Origin of the sequence: Streptomyces sp. AC1-42W (genome assembly GCF_003248355.1) — a bacterium.
GTDB lineage: Bacteria > Actinomycetota > Actinomycetes > Streptomycetales > Streptomycetaceae > Streptomyces.
In genome coordinates this window covers 330,213-349,797 of the sequence record NZ_QKWY01000002.1, presented here as the reverse complement: position 1 = coordinate 349,797, position 19,585 = coordinate 330,213, and the positions used below count along the sequence as shown (strand labels likewise).

Sequence of the window (19,585 nt, the reverse complement as noted above, 5' to 3'; positions counted from 1 at the left end):
CAGGTCACGTGTAACGTCCTGCACCCCGATTGCCACCGGGCGGAGGCGCCGGGCCCTCCGGAGGGGCCCCGTGCGCCCCCTGCGCCCCGCGCTCTCCTCCCCGTGCGCCCCGGGCTCCTCACGCACCCTCCCGGCGCGGCCCCCGCGGCCAGTACCGTGGTCGGGTGTACGACCGACACGCCGCCGAGGCCCCCACCGCCCGGCCCACCCATGAACCCACCACCGTCGAACGCGGTTCGTTCTGCACCGCCCGCTGCGCCTGCGGCTGGTACGGGCCGGCCCGCCGGTCCCGCGACCGGGCCCGCACGGACGCCGAGGAGCACCGCACAACGGCCTGACCACCGGCCCTCCCCTCGCCGCTCCCCACCCGGAGGTCCGATGACGACCCTGCCGAACCGGCGCACCCTCCTCGCGGCGGGCGCCGCCGTGCTCGCCGGTGCCACCGCCACGGCGTGCGAGGGCACCGACACGACGGACCCGGCCGCCCCGGCCCCCGCCCCACCCACCCGGACCGCCGCCCCCTCCCCCACCACCACCCGCTCCCCGTCCGGCGCCACCGACTGGCCGGCCCTCGCCGAGAGCCTGGACGGCCCGCTGATCCGGCCCGGCGACACCGCCTACCCGACCGCCCGCCAGCTCTACAACACCCGCTTCGACGACCAGAAACCGGCCGCGATCGCCTACGTCCGGCACGAGGACGACGTCCGCGAGTGCCTGGCGTACGCCCGCCGCACCTCGGTGCCCGTCGCCATCCGCAGCGGCGGCCACTCCTACGCCGGCTGGTCGAGCGGCACCGGCCGCCTGGTCATCGACGTCTCGTCCCTCTCCCGCGTGAACGGCGACGGCACGATCGGCGCGGGCGCCAAGCTCATCGGCGTCTACCAGGGCCTCGCGGACCACGGCGTCACGATCCCCGGCGGCTCCTGCCCCACCGTCGGCATCTCCGGCCTCACCCTCGGCGGCGGCCATGGCGTCGCCGCCCGCGCCTACGGCCTGACCTGCGACAACCTCACCTCCGCCACCCTCGTCACGGCCGACGGCAGCACCCTCACCGCCGACGCCAAACGCCACCCGGACCTCTTCTGGGCGCTGCGCGGCGCCGGCAACGGCAACTTCGGCGTCGTCACCGAACTGCGCTTCCGCACCCGCCCGGCCCCGCAGACCGTCATGGCCTATATGTCGTGGCCGTGGTCGCGCGCCGGGGACGTGGTCACCGCCTGGCAGGAGTGGGGCCCGGACCAGCCGGACGAGATCTGGTCCGCCGCGCACCTCGAAGCCGGCCCCGGCGGCGCCCGTCCGACCGTCTCGGTCTCGGCGTTCAGCCTCGGCACCTACGGGGACCTGCAGAACGCCGTGGACCGCCTCGCCGACCGCATCGGCGCCTCCGCCACCTCGGTCTCGCTGCGCCGCCGCGGCTACCGCGAGGCGATGCTCGTGTACGCGGGCTGCTCGGGCATCACGGACGCGCAGTGCCACCTGCCGGGGACCACGCCGGGCCGCACCCCGCAGGGCGCCCTGCACCGCGAGACGTACGCCGCCGCCTCCGACTTCTACGACCGCTCACTGCCCCCGGCGGGCGTCGAGGCCCTGCTCGCGGCGGCCCTGGCGTTCACCCGGCTCGGCCCGGACCAGGGCGGCGGCGGCTCCATCGCGCTGACCGCGCTGGGCGGGGCGGTGAACCGGGTGGACCCGCGGGCGACGGCGTTCGTGCACCGCCGCTCCCGGATGCTCGCCCAGTACATCGGCGCCTGGCGGGCCGGCGCGCCAGGCACCGCCCAGCGGAACTGGCTCAGGGACACGCACGCGGCGATGCGCCCGTACGCCTCCGGCGGGGCGTACCAGAACTACACGGACCCCTCGCTCACCCAGTGGCGCACGGCGTACTACGGGACGGCGACGGCCCGGCTGGCGGGGCTCAAGAAGCGCTACGACCCGGATGACCTGTTCACGTACCCGCAGGGGTTGTGAACGGCGCGCCCCGTACACGGCTGTGCCCCGGAAGCCGGGGCTCCGGGGCACATGCGGTCGCGGGTGGTGTCAGGCGGCGAGGCCCTTCTCCCCCTCGGAGCCGCCGCCCGATCCGGGCCGGGGCTCGGGGATGCCCAGCGCGTCGTCCCGGTCGGCGGCCTCGGGCAGGGGCCGGCGCGAGCGGACGAGCGGGCCGAGCCGGGACGACCGGGAGACGGCCGTCACCAGAGGCGTCAGCATCATCATCGCGAGGGGCGCGAGGAGCAGCGCGACCGCCGTACCGAGGGCGAATCCGCCGATGACATCGGTCGGGTAGTGCACGCCCATGTAGACGCGGCAGAACCCTTCCAGCAGGGCCAGCGCGATGGCCGCGATGCCGAACTTGCGGTGGGCGACGAAGAGCCCGACGGCCAGGGCCATCGCCATCGTGGCGTGGTCGCTGACGAACGAGAAGTCGTTCTTCCCGTCGACCAGCACCTCCAGGCCGGAGTGGTCCTTGAACGGCCGGGGCCGTTCCACGAACTCACGGATCGGGATGTTGATGAGCAACGCGACGCCCGCCGCGAGGGGGGCCCAGACGAGCCCGGCCACCCCCGCCACCGAATCCTCGGCCGTGCCGCGCCGGCGCACGCTCCACCAGCACCACAGGACCACGAGGACCATGCCGAGCATGATCCCGTACTCTCCGACGAACTCCATGACCCGGTCGAACCAGGTCGGAGCGGACTTGGCGAGCCCATTGATGTCGTAGAGCAGGCTGACGTCGGGGTTCGACCCATCCAGTGCGAGTCCAGCCATCTGCTGCGGCCCCTTGCCTTGTCTGCTGCTGCGGCGCACGTTCCTGTGCGCCGCGGTTCACGAACCCCCCGTGTTCGGTTCGTCCACGCCGATCCTTGACGCGCCCACCAGAGAACGACGCGCCCCGTGCGTACGTTCCACTCTCCACCGAATGATCACGATGACGTTATCGAAGAGTGACACATCGTCGCAGCTCAGGGCCCGGGCTTCACGGAGAGTTCCGAACGCCCTCATGCGCGGGTCAGGCCGCGGGCCGCGTGGTCGGCAGGGCCGCGGCGCCGTCCTTGGTCACACGTGTGGCGCCGAAGTAGTCGGGAGTGTCGATCTTGTCGAACCGAATGACGGCCCCAGTGTACGGAGCGTTGATCATGTATCCGCCTCCGACGTACAGGCCGACGTGATGAATGGCGCGGGAATCGGTCAGATCGTCGGAGAAGAACACCAGGTCTCCGGGGAGCAGTTCGTCGCGCGAGGGATGCGGCCCCGCGTTGTACTGGTCGTTCGCGACGCGCGGCAGCTCGATGTCCACGGTCCGGTACGCGGCCTGGGTCAGCCCGGAACAGTCGAACCGGCCACCCTGCTCGGGCGTGCCGTTGCCACCCCACAGGTACTTGGTACCGAGCTTCTTCTGCGCGAAGTAGATGGCCCCGGCCGCCTGCTGCGAGGGCTGCACCCGGCCGACCGGACGGGCGAAACTCTTCTCCAGCGAACGGATGATCCTGACGTAGTTCCGGGTCTCGGAGATGTTCGGCACCCCGCCGGACTTGATCACGCGGTACGCGCCCGCGTTGTAGGCGGCGAGCATGTTGTCCGTCGGGTCGCCGGGCACCTTCTTCACGTACCCGGCCAGCTCGCAGTCGTACGAGGCGGCGGAGGGGATGGCGTCGGCCGGGTCCCACACGTCGCGGTCCCCGTCGCCGTCCCCGTCGATCCCGTGCCCGGCCCAGGTGCCCGGGATGAACTGGGCGATGCCCTGCGCGGCGGCGGCGCTCTGCGCGCGCGGGTTCCAGCCGCTCTCCTGGTACAGCTGGGCGGCGAGCAGGGCGGGGTTGATGGCGGAGCACAGGTTGCCCCACTTCTCGACCAGCCCCTGGTACTTGGCGGGCACCGCCCCCTTGGCCAGCGCCACGGCACCCCCGCCGCCCCCGACCAGCCCGGCCGCGGCGGAGTACGTCCCGACGACGAGCAGCGCCACGAAACACGCGGCCATGCCCACGCCGACCCCTGCGGCCACCCAGAATCTACGCACCCGTCAACCATGGCCCATCCGGCCGGGGTTCGGGAGGGTTTTCGACGGTGTGTACGAGTGGGCAGGGGCACAGGGGGCGCTCAGGGAGCGCCGGCCGACCAGAAGGCGCAGCGCACATGGGGGCGGGGCAGCGGATAGACCCCCTCGTACGACGGCCCGTGCGGCGCGACAGCGCACTCCGCCACCTCGGACAGGGTCACCCACGGGCTGTCCACCTCGAAGAAGGCCTGGCCGCCCCCGAAGATCAGGCTCACCCCGAATCCGTCCTCCGTCCGGGCGTAGACGGCCGGAGAGCGGCGATCGTTGTTGATCCCCCTGATCCGGATACCGCGCCGCTGCCAGCCCCGCTCGACCACGCCCAGGAAGTTCCCCCGGCGCTCGGCGGAGATGACGGTCATCACCGTGCGCCGGCGCGTCACGCCGTGCCCGCCCGCCGTCGTGGGCCCGTGCGCCCACTGGACCGGCGGCATCAGATCAGCGAGCGTCGCGTCCAGAATCCCGTCCGCGTGTTCCGCGGCCTCCCGCATGTCCATGTCCGCTTCACTCACCGGTGTTCCTCGGCGTTGAGCTCACTGGCCCTCCCGGCCGCGATCAACGCGATGCTGTTGGCGGACAGGGCGTCCCGCGAAGGATCGAAGTACCGCGCGTGGGCGTCCGCGTTCGGCCGCCCGCCGCTCAGCATCCACGGCCCGTCGTCCACGGCGAACCTGCGCGCGCCGAACTCCTCCCCGGCCGGGTCCCGCCCGAACCACAGATCGTCGTCCCCCGGATCGGCCGCGTAGCCGAGCAGCTTCCCGCCCGCCGGGCCGAGGTTGGTCAGGCCGGCGAACCCGAGGACCACTTCGCGCGGCGACGGCACTCCGGTCACGATGTCGTTGCGCGCCGCGCCCACGAACACATGGTCCCGGCCCACCCCGAGATCCTCCGCACGGTCCACCCCGACCCCCGGACTCCCGACCAGCACGATGTCGTCGACCCCCGGAATCCCGGCACCCTGCTGGGTCGCCGCACCGACGGTGCGCGATCCGTACGAATGGCCGATCGCCGTCATATGCGGGTTCTCGTAGGCGCTCGTGGCCGCCAGGCCCCCCATGAACCGGTTGAAGCTCTCCCCGCCCCGGACGGCCCGCTCGTCACCGGCCACGTCCAGGGTGTCCCAGCCGTCCGGGAACTGCGGCGCGTCGTACCCCAGCCAGACGATCGCGGCACTCGACGGATCGTGCTGATGCATCCCGATGGCGGTGTCCCGCGCCCGCTTGAGGTCCGACCGGGCGAACTCCCCGTCCAGCGCCGTATTCAGCCCCGGCACATAGGCCGCGACATTGCGCGCCGTGTCCGGGTTGCCGAACGACACGATCGCCCGGCCGTTCCCCTCGTCACCGATGCCGAGGAGATAGACCGGCGGCCGGCCGCCCCCGTTCACCTGACGGTCGATCTCCCGCAGCCCCTCCAGCCGCACCCGCGCCACCTCGTCGTCCCGGCCCTCCAGCTCCCCGATCAGAAGCCGCAGGTTGTCCCGGTTCGCGACATCGCGGATCAGCGACGGAATGCCGTCCAGATTGCCGATCTGATCCGGATACACCGCCAGGTACTCCTCGCGCTGCTCGTCCGTCAGCCCGAACCACCACTCCCGCAGCTCCTCCGGCGACGCGGCCCTCGGAATGAGGGACTTCAGATAGCCGTCCGCCATGCGCCGGACCGCCGCGGCGTCCCCCGCCGCATCGGTCCACGTACGGTCCGGAACCTTCAGGCCCTGCTCCGCCCTCAGCCCGCGCAGCACCCGCGTGAACCGCCAGTCGATCTCGGCCGCCGCCCGCACCGCCCCGGTGATCCGGTCCGCGATGTCCTGCGCCCGCACCGCATTCGGGTTCGCGGCGACCAGCCCCGACGACGGATACAGGCCCGGCGCGCCGGTCACCCGGGCCGTGCCACCCGGCAACGGCTTCCCGTCGACCGCCCCCTCGCCTCCCGGCGGATACGTCACCGAGCCGTCCGCGTGCACGGTGAACCGCAGCTCCTCCGCCTCCGCCAGCGCCCGCGACAACACCTGCTGCTGCCCCCGCATCTCGTGCGCCAGGCTGTTCAGCGCGGTACGGATCAGCCCGCACTCGGTGTACACGTACTGCAGGTTGCGCCCCAGCTCCCGCAGCCGGCCGACCGCCGCATCGGCCGCCGCCCCGCGCTGCGTCCCGCGCAGACCCGGCATCAGCTGCCGCTCGATCCGGTCCCGCCCGGCATCCGCCCGGTTGCTCGCCCTGCCCCAGCCATCGGCCGCGCCCTCCAGCTCGGCGCACGCGATGTCGCGCAGCTGGGCCCACGTCAGCGTGGACGAGGACAGCGTCACCGCTCGACCCCGTGGGTGCGCCGGGCGACGGGGTGGAACGACGACCGGACGGCGTCGTTCGTCTCGCCGTGCGCCCGTGCCACGGCGCGCAGATTCCCCGCGAGGGCCCCGCACTCCCGGCGCGCGGCCTCGAAGCGGCGCACCCAGGACTCCTGGACGGCGCCCAGCTCGGCCGGCGAGTTCAGCCCGGCGGTCCCGGCCGTCACCCCCTCGGCCGCGGCCGCCAGCTCACCGCGTACCGGGCCGAAGTGGGCGCCCATGGCCTCGGCGCCCCCGGCGGCCCGCAACCACACCCCGGCACTGAGCCGCAGCTCGGCCCCGGGGGCGGGGTCGGTGGGGGCGTTCGCGGGGGCGGGGATGCTCGTGGAACCGGGGCCGCCGTCGTTCGCCCCGTCGTCCGGTCTCTGCCGCGTATCGCTCATGGTTCGCCCCGTTCGTGCCGGATCGTCTGGATCGTGGAGCGGAACTGTGCCAAACCCGGCACCCGCGACACGCCGCACGCCGGAGGGCCGGGGAACGGGAGGACCCCCGTTCCCCGGCCCGGTCGGCGCATTCCCCCGCCCGCGGGGATCACCCGAACGATGGACAGGCGCTCAGCGCCCGTACCCCCTCGGGTCCTCCGTGAGCGGTCGGCGCAGTGCGGCCGCCGCGCGGTCCTCCGGCGGGGTGCCGTCCTCGGGGACGCGCCACAGGAGCTGGCGGACGGAGCCGTCCTCCGCGTCATACATGAGGCTGATCAGCGTCTCGTCCACTTCCCGGAAGGTCGTGGTGGCCCAGCCGAACCGGACGTGCCACCGCGCGAGGAGGTCCGGCCGCTCGCGCAGTCCGGCGGCGATCAGACGGGCGGTCCGGCGGGCCGGCCACATCCAGCTGCCGTCGTCCCGCGCACGGGCCACCTCCGCGTCGTACGCGGCGGCCTCGAACCGCAACTCCGGCAGCTCGCGTTTACCGCCCGGGGGCACGGGGGAACGCCACCCGGACCAGACCACCTGATCCCCGTCGCGCCGAACGGTGACGTACAGCGCGCCGCAGCACCCCTCCGTGCAGTACGCCTCGGCAAGCCGCACCTCGCGCGGCTCGCCCGTGGCCCACAGGGCTCCCGTGTCGAGCAGCCGCTCGGGGGAGTCGGCGGGCCCCCGGCCGAAGTAGGCGGGCACGACGGGCAGCCCGTCGACGAGGACACGCGCCTCGATGGTGTCCGGATCATCAGGGTCCCGCTCACAGATCTCGATGGCCAGCCGCGAGAATCCGGAAGGGGAAGAGGAGGCAGTTGCGGCGGGGGGCCCGGAGGGGACTGCGGTCGGCGCGGGCTCGTACGGGGCACGCAGCACCTGCGCCCGCGTACGCCGCATCCACGCGAGCCGCCTCCGTACGCCGGTTTCCTCCCCCTCGTACGCGGGAAGCGCCCGCCACTCGGGCCGCTCCAGAACGGCCGTCAGCTCCGCCAGCGCCGCCTCCCAGCGCCCCGGACCCCAGTCGTGCAGCATGGCAGGACCCGTGCGCAGCTCCTGGAGGGCGGACAGCAGCAGCGCCTGGTGGTCGAGCGTGGGCGCCAGGAGCGAGGCGCCCCGCGCGAACGCCTCGTACGCGTAAGGGGTGTCCCGGTAGGAGAGGATCTCGGGCCGGTAGTCGCGCTGACCGGTCATGCGGAACAGCAGCCGCCCCGCGCACGCCACCAGCCCGGCGTCCGCCCCGTCCGCCGCGACCGGCCCGTCCGCCGCGGCCATCAGCTCCGCCAACCGGGCCGCTTCCGCGACCCGCCGCGCCGCCTCCGGCGCCAGGTCCCCCGGCAGCGCCACCAGGCACTCCCGTACGGCTCCACGGTCGCCGGAGGCGACGGCGGCGAGCAGCGGCCGGAAGACCGGCGCGCCCTCGTGGCCGCGCAGCTCCAGCTCGGCCGCGGCGGGCCGGTCGATGGCGTCCAGCGCGTGGATGACGGGGCGTGCGAGGGTACGCAGCAGCCCGAGCGTGCGGAGGTACGGCACGTCCTGCGGCTCCCCCAGCCTCGTGAGCAGGGCGAGCCCGGTGCAGACGGCCAGGTGGCCCGTACCGGTACACACCAGGACCCGCGCCAGGGCCCTCGCCCGTTCCTCGTCCTCCACCGGCAGCCCGGCGAGCACGAGGCGGACGGAGCGATACCTGAGCGGCGGGTCGAGGGCCGCCAGCCGGCGGGACACGGACGGTGCCGTCCGCTCGGCGGCAATCATCACCTGGGGCTATTTGACATCCTCCCCGCCCTAGGAAAGGGCGGGGATTTCTGGCTCACGTTGGCTGGGGACCTGCGGTCCGCCGGCTCTTGCACGATCGGCACCAGCCGGGTTGAGACCAGCCCGGACCAGCATCACGCGGGCGGAGTTCTTGTCCCTGGGGGACACGGCTCCGCACGCGGTGCAGGTATAGATACGTTCCGAGAGAGGTAGTGCGTGCTTGGTTCTCGCTCCGCACTGTGCGCAGTCCATGGTGGTGTGCGCGGGATGCACGAGACGGATGTCACGTGCGTGTTTGCGGCCCATCTCGATGAGGGCGGTCTTGGTGGCGCCGATCGCGGCGTCGGCGGCCTTGCGGGCCATGCTGGTCTTCGCCAGGAACTTCGGCCGGAAGTCCTCGACCGCGATGGCGTCGTGGTCGCGGACCACCGCCTTGGCCCACTTGCGGGCGGTGTCCTGCCGCTGCCGGACCACCTTCCTGTGCACCTTCGCGGCCTGCCGCCGGGCGTGGCGATAGCCCTTGGAGGCGGCCTTGCCCCTGGCGGGGCGGCGGCGGGCCATCATCCGCTGATAACGCCCAAGCCTTTGCGCCGCGCTCCTGCCGTGTTCGGGATGGGGCAGGTCGTGGGCGTCGGATGTGGTGGTGGCGGTCTCCTTCACGCCCCAGTCCACGCCGAGCACACGCCCTGTGGCGGGGAGCGGCTCGGTCTCGGCGGTGACGACGAACGACGCGTACCAGTGGCCCAGGCTGTCCTGGTAGACGCGCACGCTGGAAGGGACGGACGGCAACTCACGGGACCAGACGACCGTCAGGGCGATGCCGCCCGCGACATGGAGACGGCCCTTCTTGAGGCGGAATCCGCGCCGGGTGTAGTTCAGCGTGGGCCGTGCGTCCCGCTTGCGCTTCATCCGGGGCATCCCGGCCCGCCGCCGCACCGGCACCCTGGCCTCGATGTCCTTGACCGCCTTGGCACGTGACGTGGCGAAGTCACGGACGACCTGCTGCTGCGGCACCGAAGCACCCGCGCGCAGCCAGGACATCGACTGCCGCGCCTCCGTCAGCAACCTGTCGAGCCGCACCGGACCACACGTCGTCTTCTCAGCCGCGTCCCGGTTCGCGGCGTGGACCTTGCGGGACATCGCCACGCACTCGTTCCACACCCACCGACACCGCGCCCACTCCGCCTCAAGACCCGCCCGCGCGGTCGACGACACACGCAGTCGGAAGGTATGCCGGGCCTGCCCGGAAACCCGCTCAACTGCCGCTGTCATCGCCATTATCCGCAACCTAACAGGCCCCACCGACAACGGCAGAAAGAACAAGTCAGGCAGTCACGTAAACAAGCGCCGACGGCTACGCCTCAACGCCTCCTCCTTCCTGCCCTGGTGGATGGGACGTCCTGGCCTCCCGGCGGCGCCAGGACTGACACCCGGGGACCGGGCCCGCTCAGCGACCGCCGGGCAGTTCAGCGACCGCCGGGCCGGGTCATCTGGCCGGGCAGCACGATGCCCTGGGCGTGGGCGGTCCTGCCCGGCCGCAGGGTCCAGGGCACCGGAGGCGTGGACGTCAGCCAGCCCTCCTCGATGAGCGTGCGCACGATGACCCCGCGCAGCTCGCGCGACAGCTTCTTCCAGCCCAGGCCCTTGCACAGCTGGCCGTACGACGGGCCGTGGCCGTGCCCCGTACGGAACGCCACGGTGAACTGCGCCGCCTCGCGCCCGCAGTCGGGGTGGCCGGTCCGCCAGGTCTCGTAGGCGTCGAGCGCCGACCGGGGCATGGGCAGCGGGGTGGGCGGGGACATGAAGGCGTTCGCGAACCGGGGGAAGGCCAGGCGGCAGAGCCGGCAGGTCTCGACGGCCTCCACATGCCGCAGCAGCGCCGGGCTGACGTCCGCCTTCCACTCCGCCCAGCTCTCCGGCGTCGCCTCGGCGCTCACCGCCGCCTCGCGCGCCGCCCTGCGCTCCTCCGCCTCGCGCGCGAGCGCGGCGATCTCCTCCGGCGTACGGAACAGGCCCGCGAGGTGCCCCACGGCCGGGCCGAGCCGGTAGCTCTTCCCGGTCACCTCCGCCAGGAAACCCTTCTCCAGGAGCACGGGCACCGCCGGGTAGCAGGCGACGGGCAGATCGGCCGGGGCGTGGCCGACGAGTTCGGCGGAGCAGTGGGCCGCCAGGAACAGCGCCGCCAGCCGGACCGCCGACGAGCCCTTCCGTACCGGCTTGGCCAGCCGCGTACGCAGGCACCAGCCCGACACCCGCGACCGCGCGTCCTTGCCCAGCGGCAGCACATGGCCGGGGCCGGGGGCCATGTCCGGCACGAGGATGCCGGCGGGCTTGTCCGGGTCGCCGCCGACCAGATGGGCGGGCACCTCCCAGCCCGCGGCGGTCAGTTCCGCCACGGCGCCCACCGGGTCCTCCAGCCGCAGCGACCGCAGGTCCGTACCGGTGAGGTTGCCGACCCCCGTCCGGGCGGCCCGGATCGCCACGACGGCGGCGAGGAGCTGGGCGTCGACGGATTGCAGCGGCAGGGCGGCCACGTACGACAGGAGCGCACGGGCGCTCTCGCCCTGATGCGGTGTGAGCAGGAAGGGCGGCGGGGCGACGGCACCGTCCCCGGTGGAAGCGGTCGTCACGGGCGGCACGGCGGACACGACGGGCTTGGGCACATCACATCTAACGGTGATCGGACCGCGGAAGTCACGCACGCCCCGTACCGAACCCCCCGGAACACGGCGGACACCCGTCCGCGCCCCCGTCCGCAGACCCGCCCGCGAGCCCGCCCACAGACCCGTCCGCAGCCCGCCCGCAGCCCGCCCCGAGGGACGTCAGCGGGACGTCAGGGAGGCGTTAGCGGAACATGAGCGGCGCGCGGGAAGCTTCCCATGTCAGAAGGTCCGGAGGGGGAGCGGTTCGCCGCAGGTTCCGGGTTCTGGCCACCGACCGACCATCGACCGCCACACAATCGGGGATTCCCATGCGTACGATCCGCAACCGCAAGCGCACCGCCGCCCTCGGCACCGCCGTCACCGCCGTGCTCGCCCTCGCCCTCACCGCCTGCGGCGGGGACGGCAGCGGCACCAAGTCGGCCGGCCCCGCGGACAGCGCCGCGTCCGTCTCCGCCGAGGCCACGACCACGGCCACCGACACCGCCGGAACCGAGGGCGGGGACGCCGCGAAGACCGGTGGTTCCACGCAGGCCGAAAGCGGGAAGACGACCGGCGGCACCACCGAGAAGGTCACCTCCAGCAAGGGCGGCTCCAAGGGGAGCACCGCGAAGACCGGCGGTTCGACGGGCGGCGGCGACACCAGCGACAGCTACGCGTACAAGCACCCCTGCAAGAGCTCCGACCTGTCGGTGCGCGTGTACGCCCGCCAGGGCTCGGCCACCCAGCACGTCATCGAGGTCAACAACACCGGCAAGAACTCCTGCGGCCTCAGCTACTACCCGCGCGTCTCCCTGGGCGCCGCGAACGCCTCCGACCACAGCGGCGACATCACCCCGCTCGTCCCCGGCGGCCTGGGCGGCCCCCCGGCGTACCCGGTGAAGCCGAAGACCGCCGCGATCGCCGTCATCGACCTCAACCCGGGCGGCGGCAACGGCGTGACCTGGGTCAACGAGCTGAACGTGCTCGCGGACGGCGACAACATGTCCAACGCCGAGCAGCTCAACTTCCCGCTCGGCCCGGACGTGAAGGTCGGCACCCCGAAGCTCGGCCTGTACGAGTCCTCGGTCGCGGACGCGGTGGCCTCCATGAAGCAGGCGAACACCAAGCCCTGACCCGTACCCGGCCATGGTGACGGTGCCCTCCGACAGACCGCGGCGGTCTGTCGGAGGGCACCGTTACGATCCGTGGCATGCCGGCTTTCCGCGATTTCAACTTCAAGCTGCTCGTCATCGAGAAACTCATGTACGAGGACGAGAAGCTCACCCCGGTGTTCCGCATAGCCGACTGCCTCAAGGCGAAGGGCATCGACACGGACCCGCAGACCTACGCCTACGACAACGACCTCGCCCACACCGTCTTCGAGGAGGCCCGCGCCCACTTCGAGGCGCTGGAGATCAGCACGGAGCTGCTGGCCACCGTGGACACCCTGACCCTCGACGGCGGGCTGGAGGTCTACCAGGAGTGCGCCCCGGTCTGGGACGGCGAGGACGACCTCTTCGACGTGGGCTCCCTGGACGACCTGGACCTGCTGCCCAACCTGCGGCTGATCAGCGGTGTGGACGACTGCGGCCTGGGTATGGCGTTCGACGCCGACGTCCTCGCGAGCCGGGGTATCGCCACCGACTGACGCGCCGGCACGGGCTCACACACCGTCACCGGCGGTGCGGAGCCCGGCCGTACGTGTCCGCCGCCCGCACGGCGGGCATGATCAAATACATGAAAGAGGACAAGAAGGACAACGCAAGCGGCGTCCCGGGCCAGATCCTGCACTGGAACTTCTTCATAGGCGGCCATCTCAGCGCCTCCGTCCCGGTGCGCCTGGTCGAACGCACGGACGCGGGGCAGCTGGTGTGGATGAAATCCGGCACCCCGATGTGGCACACCGCCCTGCCGCGCGGCATCACACATCTGCGGGAGATCGACCCGCGCGAACGCCCACCCGAGGGCTTCCCCGTCGTCCCGGGCCGCTGGCCGATGGGCGACGCCCTCTTCTACCAGCCCACCGGAGCGGCGCACTCGGTGCTGTGGCTCTTCGGCCGCAGACACAGATTCCGCGGCTGGTACGTCAACCTCGAACGCCGCGTCCACCACGGCGCCGACATCGACATCACCGACCACGAGCTGGACATCAACGTCGCACCGGACCGCACCTGGAGCTGGAAGGACGAGCAGTCCTTCGCGGAGAAGACCGGCCACCCCGCGTACTGGACGGCCGAGGAAGCGCTGGCGATCCGGTCCGAAGGAGCGACGGTCGCACAGCTCGCCGAGGCCGGAACCTTTCCCTTCGACGGCTCCTGGTGTGATTTCCGGCCACCCCCGTCCTGGAAGACCCCGGCCCGGCCGCCCACTCCGCGTCACCCCCTGCTCCGGCCCACGGACGCCGCGACCTGACATCCCGCGCCCCGAGGGGTGCGATTCGACCCCTTTGGGCCCTCTCGGCCGATCTGGCGAAATGACGATCATTGCCCGACGTCACTCTCCGTGATACACAGAGTAACCATACACATTTCGCCCATACACCGATTCGATCCGCAGGTCAGGGGGGTCAGACCGGTCAAACGTGCGAGATCCGGGTAAAGAGAGCCGTGAAGTCGTCGTACGAAAGCAGTTTCATCAGCGAAGATAGAGGGTGACCCGTGCCATGCGGCACGGGCGCCGAACTACCCAACAGGGGCGGTGACTTACATGATCCTGGCAGCTGAAAAGGGCGACATCACCACCATCATCGGCGGAATCGCCCCGAACTGGGGCCCGTTCGGAAGCCTGGGCAACGAGGCTCGCGTGATGATCGAAGTGGTGATGGCGATCGCCATCCTGCTGTGCCTCGGCATCGCGGTCTGGGGAGCGGCCAAGCAGCGCATCGGCGCGACGGCGCTGCGCGACACGTTCAGCGCGGAACAGGGCAAGGGGCTGATCGTGGCCGGCCTGACCGGTGTGTTCATCATCGGATCGCTGGGGACCCTGTTCACCATTGTCTACGGGATGGCCGTCTGACCGAGCGTCACCCCTCCCATCCGTCCGTCGTGCCCACCGGCAGAGGTTGCGTACCCCTGATGTCGAGTCACCACACCGCGTCCGCGCGGAGAGCAGCACGGCTACCGTCGTACCAGGACACGGTTCGAGCAACGGTTGAGGGGGCGTACGCGGCATGAGTCTCGGCGACGAGGACGGCTACGGCAACGACGCGGGTCGGTCGAGCGACGCCTACAGCACCATCGGCGGCACCCGCCAGACCCGCACCCGCCTGCCCGACGGGCCGGCCGGCGACGCCTACGGCCCCCGCCGCCCGGCCCGCAACTCCCGCTCCCTCATCACCTTCGCCGGCGTGGTGATCCTCCTGCTGGGCGCCATCGCCTTCGCGAACATGGGCGACGACGACAGCCCGTCCGGCAAGTCGGGCACCGGCTCCGGCGACAAGGCGGCCGCCGCCCCGACGTCGGCCACGGGCACCAAACCGGTGACAACGAAGAACGGCACGATCCCCTCGGGCTTCGCCCACAACAAACAGGGCGCAGAAAGCGCAGCCGCAAACTACGCAGTAGCCCTGGGCTCCGCCGAGATGTTCGTCGCCTCTTCCCGCCGGGCCATCGTGCAGGCCACTCACGATCCCGGTGTCATCGAGAAGCTGACCACCGATCTCGACACGGCCTACTCCCCCGGCTTCCTCAAGAACGTGGGTCTGAACGAGGACGGCAGTGCTCCCACTGGTCTGACGTTCGTCTCACGTACGGTCCCCGTGGGGACGAAGGTGGTCGAACAGTCCGCAGACTCGGCCACGGTGGAAGTGTGGTGCACCGGACTCGTCGGTATGGCCGGTGAGGGGTCCACGAAGCCGGTGACGGAGACCTGGTTCACGATCTCCGAGAAACTCAAGTGGGTCGGGAACGACTGGAAGATCGAGTCATCGAGCCAGACGGAGGGCCCCACCCCGGTCAGTGGTGACAACCGCGCTTCCTCGGCCGACGAGATCGCCGGTGCGGTGGACGGATACGGAGGCTTCGTCTATGCCCGATAGCCGTCGCTGGAGCATGCGCTCCCTGACCACACTGAGCGTCCTGCCTCTGCTGATCCTGCTCGCCTCCCGAGCCTCGGCAGAGCCCTCGCCCTCTCCGTCACCCAGCAAGGAGGGCAACGAAGCCTGCGACCTCATCGTCGGGCTCGCCAAGGACTACTGCGAAGGCGACGCCAGTCCCAGCAAGGCGACTCCGCCCGACAGCACCGACCCCGCCCTCGACCCGCTCACCTCCCTCGGCCGCGGCTGCGCCGACGCCGCCGCCTGGATCGTGGGCAAGCTCAGCGACGCAGTCAACAGCACCGCCAACGTCGACTTCACCAACACCCGCTTCCTCCAGCAATACGCCATCGTCTTCGCCGCCTCCACCGTCCTCACCCTCGTCCTCTGGCTCCTCGCCGTAGCCAAGCGCGCCATCCGCGGCGTCCCCCTCACCACCGCCATCTCCGAAGCCATCGGCTTCCTCTGGCTCACCGTCCTCGCCTCCGCCTTCACCCCCCTCATCCTCTACACCATCGTCTCCGCCACCGACGGCGTCACCGAAGTCATCGCCTCCTCCTCCGGCGGCCAGACCGACGTCTTCTTCGGCTCCTTCGCCGAAGCCCTCAAAAAGGACTCCGACATCGGCGGCGGCCCGATCATGCTGATCGTCGTCTCCCTCGTCTCGATCCTCGCCGCCGGCATCCTCTGGCTCGAACTCGTCATCCGAGCCGCCCTCCTCTACGTCGGCGCCCTCCTCGGAACCGCCGTCTACGCCGGCCTCGTCGACAAGAACATGTGGGGCCACGTACGCCGCTGGGCAGGCATCATGATCGCGGTCATCATGGTCAAGCCCGTCATCGTCATCGTCCTCGGCCTCGCCGGCGCCCTCTCCTCCGACGACGGCCCCGACGCCTTCTCCGCCGTCGTCTCCGGCCTCGCCATCATCCTGCTGGCCATCTTCGCCTCCGGCATGATCTACCGCTTCGTCCCCGGCTTCGGCGACGAGATCCAGGGCGCCCGCACCAACCGCAAGCAGGCCACCGACGGCTCCCAGGCCGCCGCCATGATCAGCTCCCCCGCCGCCCTCGTCTCCCAGGGCATCAAGACCCACAGCAGCCGCGGCGGCCAGAACAGCGGCGACACCAGCAGCAGCGGCGGCGCCCGCCCCGCCAACCCGGTCAGCGGCGGAGTAGCCGCCCACAGCTCCCGCAACACCGGCAGCGGCGGCACCTCCGCACCCCCGCCCCGCAGCGGCTCCGGCCCCACCTCCGGCACCCCGCACAGCAGCCGCGGCACCCGCGGACCCGGCAGTCCAGGCAACACAGGTAACAACCGCACAGGAGGTGGCGGGCGTTGAGCACCCAGTCCCATCCCATCGCGCCCCGCCGTACGTATCTCATCGGCCGCGCCCGGCCGAACGCGATCGTCGGCAAGAACCGCGAGACCGGCGAAATCGCCCTGATCATCGCCGGCGCGTTCCTCGGCATGATGAGCGGCCTACTCATCCCCGTCCTCTCCCTGCGCATCGTGCTGCTCACCGGCTTCCCGCTCCTCGCCATCGCCATGGTCTACGTCCCGTACCGGCACCGGACCTTCTACAAGTGGTTCGAGATCAACCGCAGCTACAAGCGCTCCCTGCGCCGCGGCACCACCTACCGCTCCTCCGCCATGGAAGCCGGCACCCGCGCGGACGGCCGCGAGGTCGAGATCGGCCCGCCCCCCGGCATCGGCCGCATCAACTGGCTCTCCGCCCCCTTCGGCCCCGACGAGATCGCCGTCCTCCTCCACGCCGACCGTCGCACCGTCACCGCCGCCATCGAGATCGAGGGCCCCGGCGTCGGCCTCCGCGACAGCGAGGACCAGGAAGCCCTCGTCGACCGCTTCGGCACCCTCCTCAAGCACGTCGCCAACGGAGACGGCTTCGTCACCCGCCTCCAGATGCTCGCCCGCACCCTCCCCGCCGACCCCGACGCCCACGCCAAGGACGTCGCCCAGCGCGGCGACCACAACTCCCCCCGCTGGCTGCAGGACTCCTACGACCAGCTCCAGTCCATGGTCTCCACCTCCAGCGAGCAGCACCGCGCCTACCTCGTCGCCTGCATGCACTTCAACCGCGAGCTCGCCGCCGAGGCCAACGCCATGGCCCGCGCCGCCCGCCCGCACACCGGCCGCAAGCTCGACCGCGACGCCGGACTCGCCGTCGTCATGGCCCGCGAGCTCACCGACATCTGCGCCCGCCTCGCCGAGGCCGACATCCGGGTCCGCCAGCCCCTCGGCCAGAGCCGGCTCGCCTCCCTCGTGCACTCCATGTACGACCCGGACCACCCCATCGACCACATCCAGGCCATGACCAGGCGCAACGCCTGGCCCGCCGAGCTCGACGCCGTCGAGCCCACCTACCTCCAGGCCAAGACCCGCGAATCGTCCACCCGCGCCCCCTGGTGCCACTCCACGGCCTGGGTGAAGGAGTGGCCGATGACCCCCGTCGGCGTCAACTTCCTGGCCCCGCTCCTCGTCCACACCCCCGACGTCATCCGCACGGTCGCCGTCTGCATGGACCTCGAACCCACCGAGATCGCCATCGAACGCATGCTGACCGAGAAGACCAACGACGACGCCGAGGCCAGCCGCCAGGCCAAGATGAACCGGACCGTCGACCCCCGCGACATCGCCGCCCACGGCCGCCTCGACCAGCGCGGCGAAGACCTCGCCAGCGGCGCCGCCGGAGTCAACCTCGTCGGCTACATCACCGTCTCGTCCCGCTCCCCCGAGGCCCTCGCCCGCGACAAGCGGACCATCCGCGCCTCCGCCGGAAAGTCGTACCTCAAGCTCGAATGGTGCGACCGCGAGCACCACCGCGCCTTCGTCAACACCCTGCCGTTCGCCACCGGCATCCGCCACTAGCCACCAGCCCGCGACACCGAGAGGGAGGTCAGTCACGCCATGCGAGATCCGCTGTCCGCGTTGTCGGACGCCTTTACCGCCTTCCTCTTCGGAAAGGTGGAGACCACCCGGCTGCCCGTCCGCACCTCGACCGGCCAGGCCCAGGCCGTCTATCTGCCCACCGCGGCCCCCGGCCTCGGCGACTCCGGCGTGATCATCGGCCGCGAGGTGTACTCCGGCAAGGGCTACGTCTACGACCCGTTCCAGCTGTACGGGCAGCAGCTCCCCGCCCCCCACTGGCTGGTCCTCGGCGAATCCGGCAACGGCAAGTCCGCCCTGGAGAAGACGTACGTGCTCCGCCAGCTCCGCTTCCGCGACCGCCAGGTCGTCGTCCTGGACGCCCAGGGCGAGGACGGCGTCGGCGAGTGGAACCTCATCGCCGAGGAGCTGGGCCTCACCCCCATCCGCCTCGACCCCACCTCCGCCCTCAACGGCGGCATCCGGCTCAACCCGCTCGACCCCGCCATCACCACCACCGGCCAGCTCGCCCTTCTGCGCACCATCATCGAAGTCGCCATGGGCCACGGTCTCGACGAACGCTCCGGCTTCGCGCTCAAGGTCGCCCACGCCTACGTCAACGCGACCACGACCGACCGCCAGCCCGTCCTCACCGACATCGTCGAGCAGCTGCGCCACCCCGAACCGGAATCCGCCCAGGCGATGAACGTGGACATCGACGACGTACGCGCCTGGGGCCTGGACGTCGCCCTCGTCCTCGACCGGCTCGTCGACGGCGACCTGCGCGGCATGTTCGACGGCCCGACGTCCTTCGGCATCGACCTGGACGCCCCGCTGATCGTCTTCGACCTCTCGCACATCGACCGCAACTCCATCGCCATGCCCATCCTGATGGCGATCGTCGGCGTCTGGCTGGAACACACCTGGATCAGGCCCGACCGCAAGAAGCGCATCTTCCTGGTCGAGGAAGCCTGGCACATCATCAACTCGCCATTCGTGGCCCAGCTCTTCCAGCGGCTGCTCAAGTTCGGCCGCCGCCTCGGGCTCTCCTTCGTCGCCGTCGTCCACCACCTCAGCGACGTGGTCGACGGCGCCGCCGCGCGGGAGGCCGCCGCCATCCTCAAGATGGCCTCCACCCGCACGATCTACGCCCAGAAGGCCGACGAGGCCAGAGCCACCGGCCGGGTCCTCGGACTGCCCCGGTGGGCGGTCGAGATCATCCCCACCCTCACCCCCGGCATCGCGGTCTGGGACGTCAACGGCAACGTACAGGTCGTCAAACACCTGATCACCGAAGCCGAACGCCCCCTCGTCTTCACCGACCGCGCCATGACCGAATCGTCCGCCGACGACCAGATCCCGGACGACGTACGGGCCGCCGACCTCGAAGCCGAGGAACGCGCGGCCAGGATCGAGAACCAACAGCGGCTGAACGAGTCGTCCGAGTCAACGGTGGCATGA

At 71.6% G+C, this 19,585-nt stretch carries 18 protein-coding genes; 10 read left to right on the top strand and 8 right to left on the bottom strand.

All coding sequences use genetic code 11. From position 1 onward, the window contains the following. Positions 1 to 164: 164 nt before the first annotated feature. Both DNK56_RS35465 and DNK56_RS19345 read left to right on the top strand, forming a co-directional pair. Positions 165 to 338: a hypothetical protein gene (locus DNK56_RS35465; RefSeq protein WP_199564812.1), complete on the top strand. Its 174-nt coding sequence runs from the start codon at positions 165 to 167 to the stop codon at positions 336 to 338. A 40-nt stretch (positions 339 to 378) separates the two neighbouring features. Next, on the top strand, positions 379 to 1,968 hold the full coding sequence (locus DNK56_RS19345; protein WP_111336491.1) for an FAD-binding oxidoreductase: 1,590 nt from the start codon (positions 379 to 381) through the stop codon (positions 1,966 to 1,968). A 69-nt stretch (positions 1,969 to 2,037) separates the two neighbouring features. Here DNK56_RS19345 and DNK56_RS19340 read toward each other — a convergent pair whose 3' ends face one another. The 8 genes from DNK56_RS19340 to DNK56_RS19305 form a co-directional block, all read right to left on the bottom strand. Beyond that, positions 2,038 to 2,766, bottom strand: coding sequence for a phosphatase PAP2 family protein (locus DNK56_RS19340; protein ID WP_111336489.1), 729 nt, complete (start codon positions 2,764 to 2,766; stop codon positions 2,038 to 2,040). A gap of 241 nt (positions 2,767 to 3,007) precedes the next feature. Continuing rightward, positions 3,008 to 4,015 carry a C40 family peptidase gene (locus tag DNK56_RS19335; RefSeq protein WP_274578648.1) on the bottom strand — a complete coding sequence of 336 codons (1,008 nt, stop codon included), beginning with the start codon at positions 4,013 to 4,015 and terminating at the stop codon, positions 3,008 to 3,010. Between the two features lie 80 nt (positions 4,016 to 4,095). Then, positions 4,096 to 4,563, bottom strand: coding sequence for a hypothetical protein (locus tag DNK56_RS19330; protein ID WP_241989999.1), 468 nt, complete (start codon positions 4,561 to 4,563; stop codon positions 4,096 to 4,098). After that, positions 4,560 to 6,359, bottom strand: coding sequence for an alpha/beta hydrolase (locus DNK56_RS19325; RefSeq protein ID WP_111336487.1), 1,800 nt, complete (start codon positions 6,357 to 6,359; stop codon positions 4,560 to 4,562). The genes DNK56_RS19330 and DNK56_RS19325 overlap by 4 nt, the downstream gene beginning before the upstream one ends. Next, the gene (locus DNK56_RS36100; protein ID WP_241989998.1) at positions 6,356 to 6,781 is read right to left on the bottom strand and encodes a hypothetical protein; all 426 of its coding nucleotides are present in this window, start codon (positions 6,779 to 6,781) and stop codon (positions 6,356 to 6,358) included. The genes DNK56_RS19325 and DNK56_RS36100 overlap by 4 nt, the downstream gene beginning before the upstream one ends. 171 nt (positions 6,782 to 6,952) lie before the next feature. Further along, on the bottom strand, positions 6,953 to 8,566 hold the full coding sequence (locus tag DNK56_RS19315) for a hypothetical protein (protein ID WP_111336485.1): 1,614 nt from the start codon (positions 8,564 to 8,566) through the stop codon (positions 6,953 to 6,955). A 30-nt stretch (positions 8,567 to 8,596) separates the two neighbouring features. Next, positions 8,597 to 9,844 carry an RNA-guided endonuclease InsQ/TnpB family protein gene (locus DNK56_RS19310; RefSeq protein ID WP_111336483.1) on the bottom strand — a complete coding sequence of 416 codons (1,248 nt, stop codon included), beginning with the start codon at positions 9,842 to 9,844 and terminating at the stop codon, positions 8,597 to 8,599. Between the two features lie 188 nt (positions 9,845 to 10,032). Beyond that, the gene (locus DNK56_RS19305) at positions 10,033 to 11,196 is read right to left on the bottom strand and encodes a hypothetical protein (RefSeq protein WP_111339397.1); all 1,164 of its coding nucleotides are present in this window, start codon (positions 11,194 to 11,196) and stop codon (positions 10,033 to 10,035) included. Between the two features lie 341 nt (positions 11,197 to 11,537). On the opposite strand from DNK56_RS19305, the gene DNK56_RS36475 reads away from it, so the two are divergent. The 8 genes from DNK56_RS36475 (at position 11,538) to DNK56_RS19265 (ending at position 19,585) form a co-directional block, all read left to right on the top strand. After that, positions 11,538 to 12,341: a DUF4232 domain-containing protein gene (locus DNK56_RS36475; RefSeq protein ID WP_111336481.1), complete on the top strand. Its 804-nt coding sequence runs from the start codon at positions 11,538 to 11,540 to the stop codon at positions 12,339 to 12,341. Positions 12,342 to 12,418: 77 nt separating this feature from the next. After that, complete coding sequence (locus tag DNK56_RS19295; RefSeq protein ID WP_111336479.1) at positions 12,419 to 12,856, top strand: DUF6892 domain-containing protein; 438 nt, start codon at positions 12,419 to 12,421, stop codon at positions 12,854 to 12,856. 89 nt (positions 12,857 to 12,945) lie between these two features. Beyond that, entirely contained in the window at positions 12,946 to 13,620 is a 675-nt protein-coding gene (locus tag DNK56_RS19290) for a DUF402 domain-containing protein (protein WP_111339396.1), read from the top strand. Positions 13,621 to 13,914: 294 nt separating this feature from the next. Next, complete coding sequence (locus DNK56_RS19285) at positions 13,915 to 14,223, top strand: hypothetical protein (protein WP_111336477.1); 309 nt, start codon at positions 13,915 to 13,917, stop codon at positions 14,221 to 14,223. Positions 14,224 to 14,377: 154 nt separating this feature from the next. Next, the gene (locus DNK56_RS19280) at positions 14,378 to 15,244 is read left to right on the top strand and encodes a hypothetical protein (protein ID WP_111336475.1); all 867 of its coding nucleotides are present in this window, start codon (positions 14,378 to 14,380) and stop codon (positions 15,242 to 15,244) included. Further along, positions 15,234 to 16,580 carry a hypothetical protein gene (locus DNK56_RS19275; protein WP_199564811.1) on the top strand — a complete coding sequence of 449 codons (1,347 nt, stop codon included), beginning with the start codon at positions 15,234 to 15,236 and terminating at the stop codon, positions 16,578 to 16,580. The genes DNK56_RS19280 and DNK56_RS19275 overlap by 11 nt, the downstream gene beginning before the upstream one ends. Further along, entirely contained in the window at positions 16,577 to 18,127 is a 1,551-nt protein-coding gene (locus tag DNK56_RS19270) for an SCO6880 family protein (protein ID WP_111336470.1), read from the top strand. Before DNK56_RS19275 ends, DNK56_RS19270 begins: the two co-directional genes overlap by 4 nt. A gap of 39 nt (positions 18,128 to 18,166) precedes the next feature. Then, on the top strand, positions 18,167 to 19,585 hold the full coding sequence (locus tag DNK56_RS19265; RefSeq protein ID WP_111336467.1) for an ATP-binding protein: 1,419 nt from the start codon (positions 18,167 to 18,169) through the stop codon (positions 19,583 to 19,585).

What these genes read in the sequence shown, in the direction of transcription:
- DNK56_RS19345 (WP_111336491.1), top strand. Translation starts at nt 379, where the DNA reads ATGACGACCCTGCCGAACCGGCGCACCCTCCTCGCGGCGGGCGCCGCC.
- DNK56_RS19340 (WP_111336489.1), bottom strand. Translation starts at nt 2,766, where the DNA reads ATGGCTGGACTCGCACTGGATGGGTCGAACCCCGACGTCAGCCTGCTC.
- DNK56_RS36100 (WP_241989998.1), bottom strand. Translation starts at nt 6,781, where the DNA reads ATGAGCGATACGCGGCAGAGACCGGACGACGGGGCGAACGACGGCGGC.
- DNK56_RS19315 (WP_111336485.1), bottom strand. Translation starts at nt 8,566, where the DNA reads ATGATTGCCGCCGAGCGGACGGCACCGTCCGTGTCCCGCCGGCTGGCG.
- DNK56_RS19310 (WP_111336483.1), bottom strand. Translation starts at nt 9,844, where the DNA reads ATGGCGATGACAGCGGCAGTTGAGCGGGTTTCCGGGCAGGCCCGGCAT.
- DNK56_RS36475 (WP_111336481.1), top strand. Translation starts at nt 11,538, where the DNA reads ATGCGTACGATCCGCAACCGCAAGCGCACCGCCGCCCTCGGCACCGCC.
- DNK56_RS19295 (WP_111336479.1), top strand. Translation starts at nt 12,419, where the DNA reads ATGCCGGCTTTCCGCGATTTCAACTTCAAGCTGCTCGTCATCGAGAAA.
- DNK56_RS19290 (WP_111339396.1), top strand. Translation starts at nt 12,946, where the DNA reads ATGAAAGAGGACAAGAAGGACAACGCAAGCGGCGTCCCGGGCCAGATC.
- DNK56_RS19285 (WP_111336477.1), top strand. Translation starts at nt 13,915, where the DNA reads ATGATCCTGGCAGCTGAAAAGGGCGACATCACCACCATCATCGGCGGA.
- DNK56_RS19280 (WP_111336475.1), top strand. Translation starts at nt 14,378, where the DNA reads ATGAGTCTCGGCGACGAGGACGGCTACGGCAACGACGCGGGTCGGTCG.
- DNK56_RS19275 (WP_199564811.1), top strand. Translation starts at nt 15,234, where the DNA reads ATGCCCGATAGCCGTCGCTGGAGCATGCGCTCCCTGACCACACTGAGC.
- DNK56_RS19265 (WP_111336467.1), top strand. Translation starts at nt 18,167, where the DNA reads ATGCGAGATCCGCTGTCCGCGTTGTCGGACGCCTTTACCGCCTTCCTC.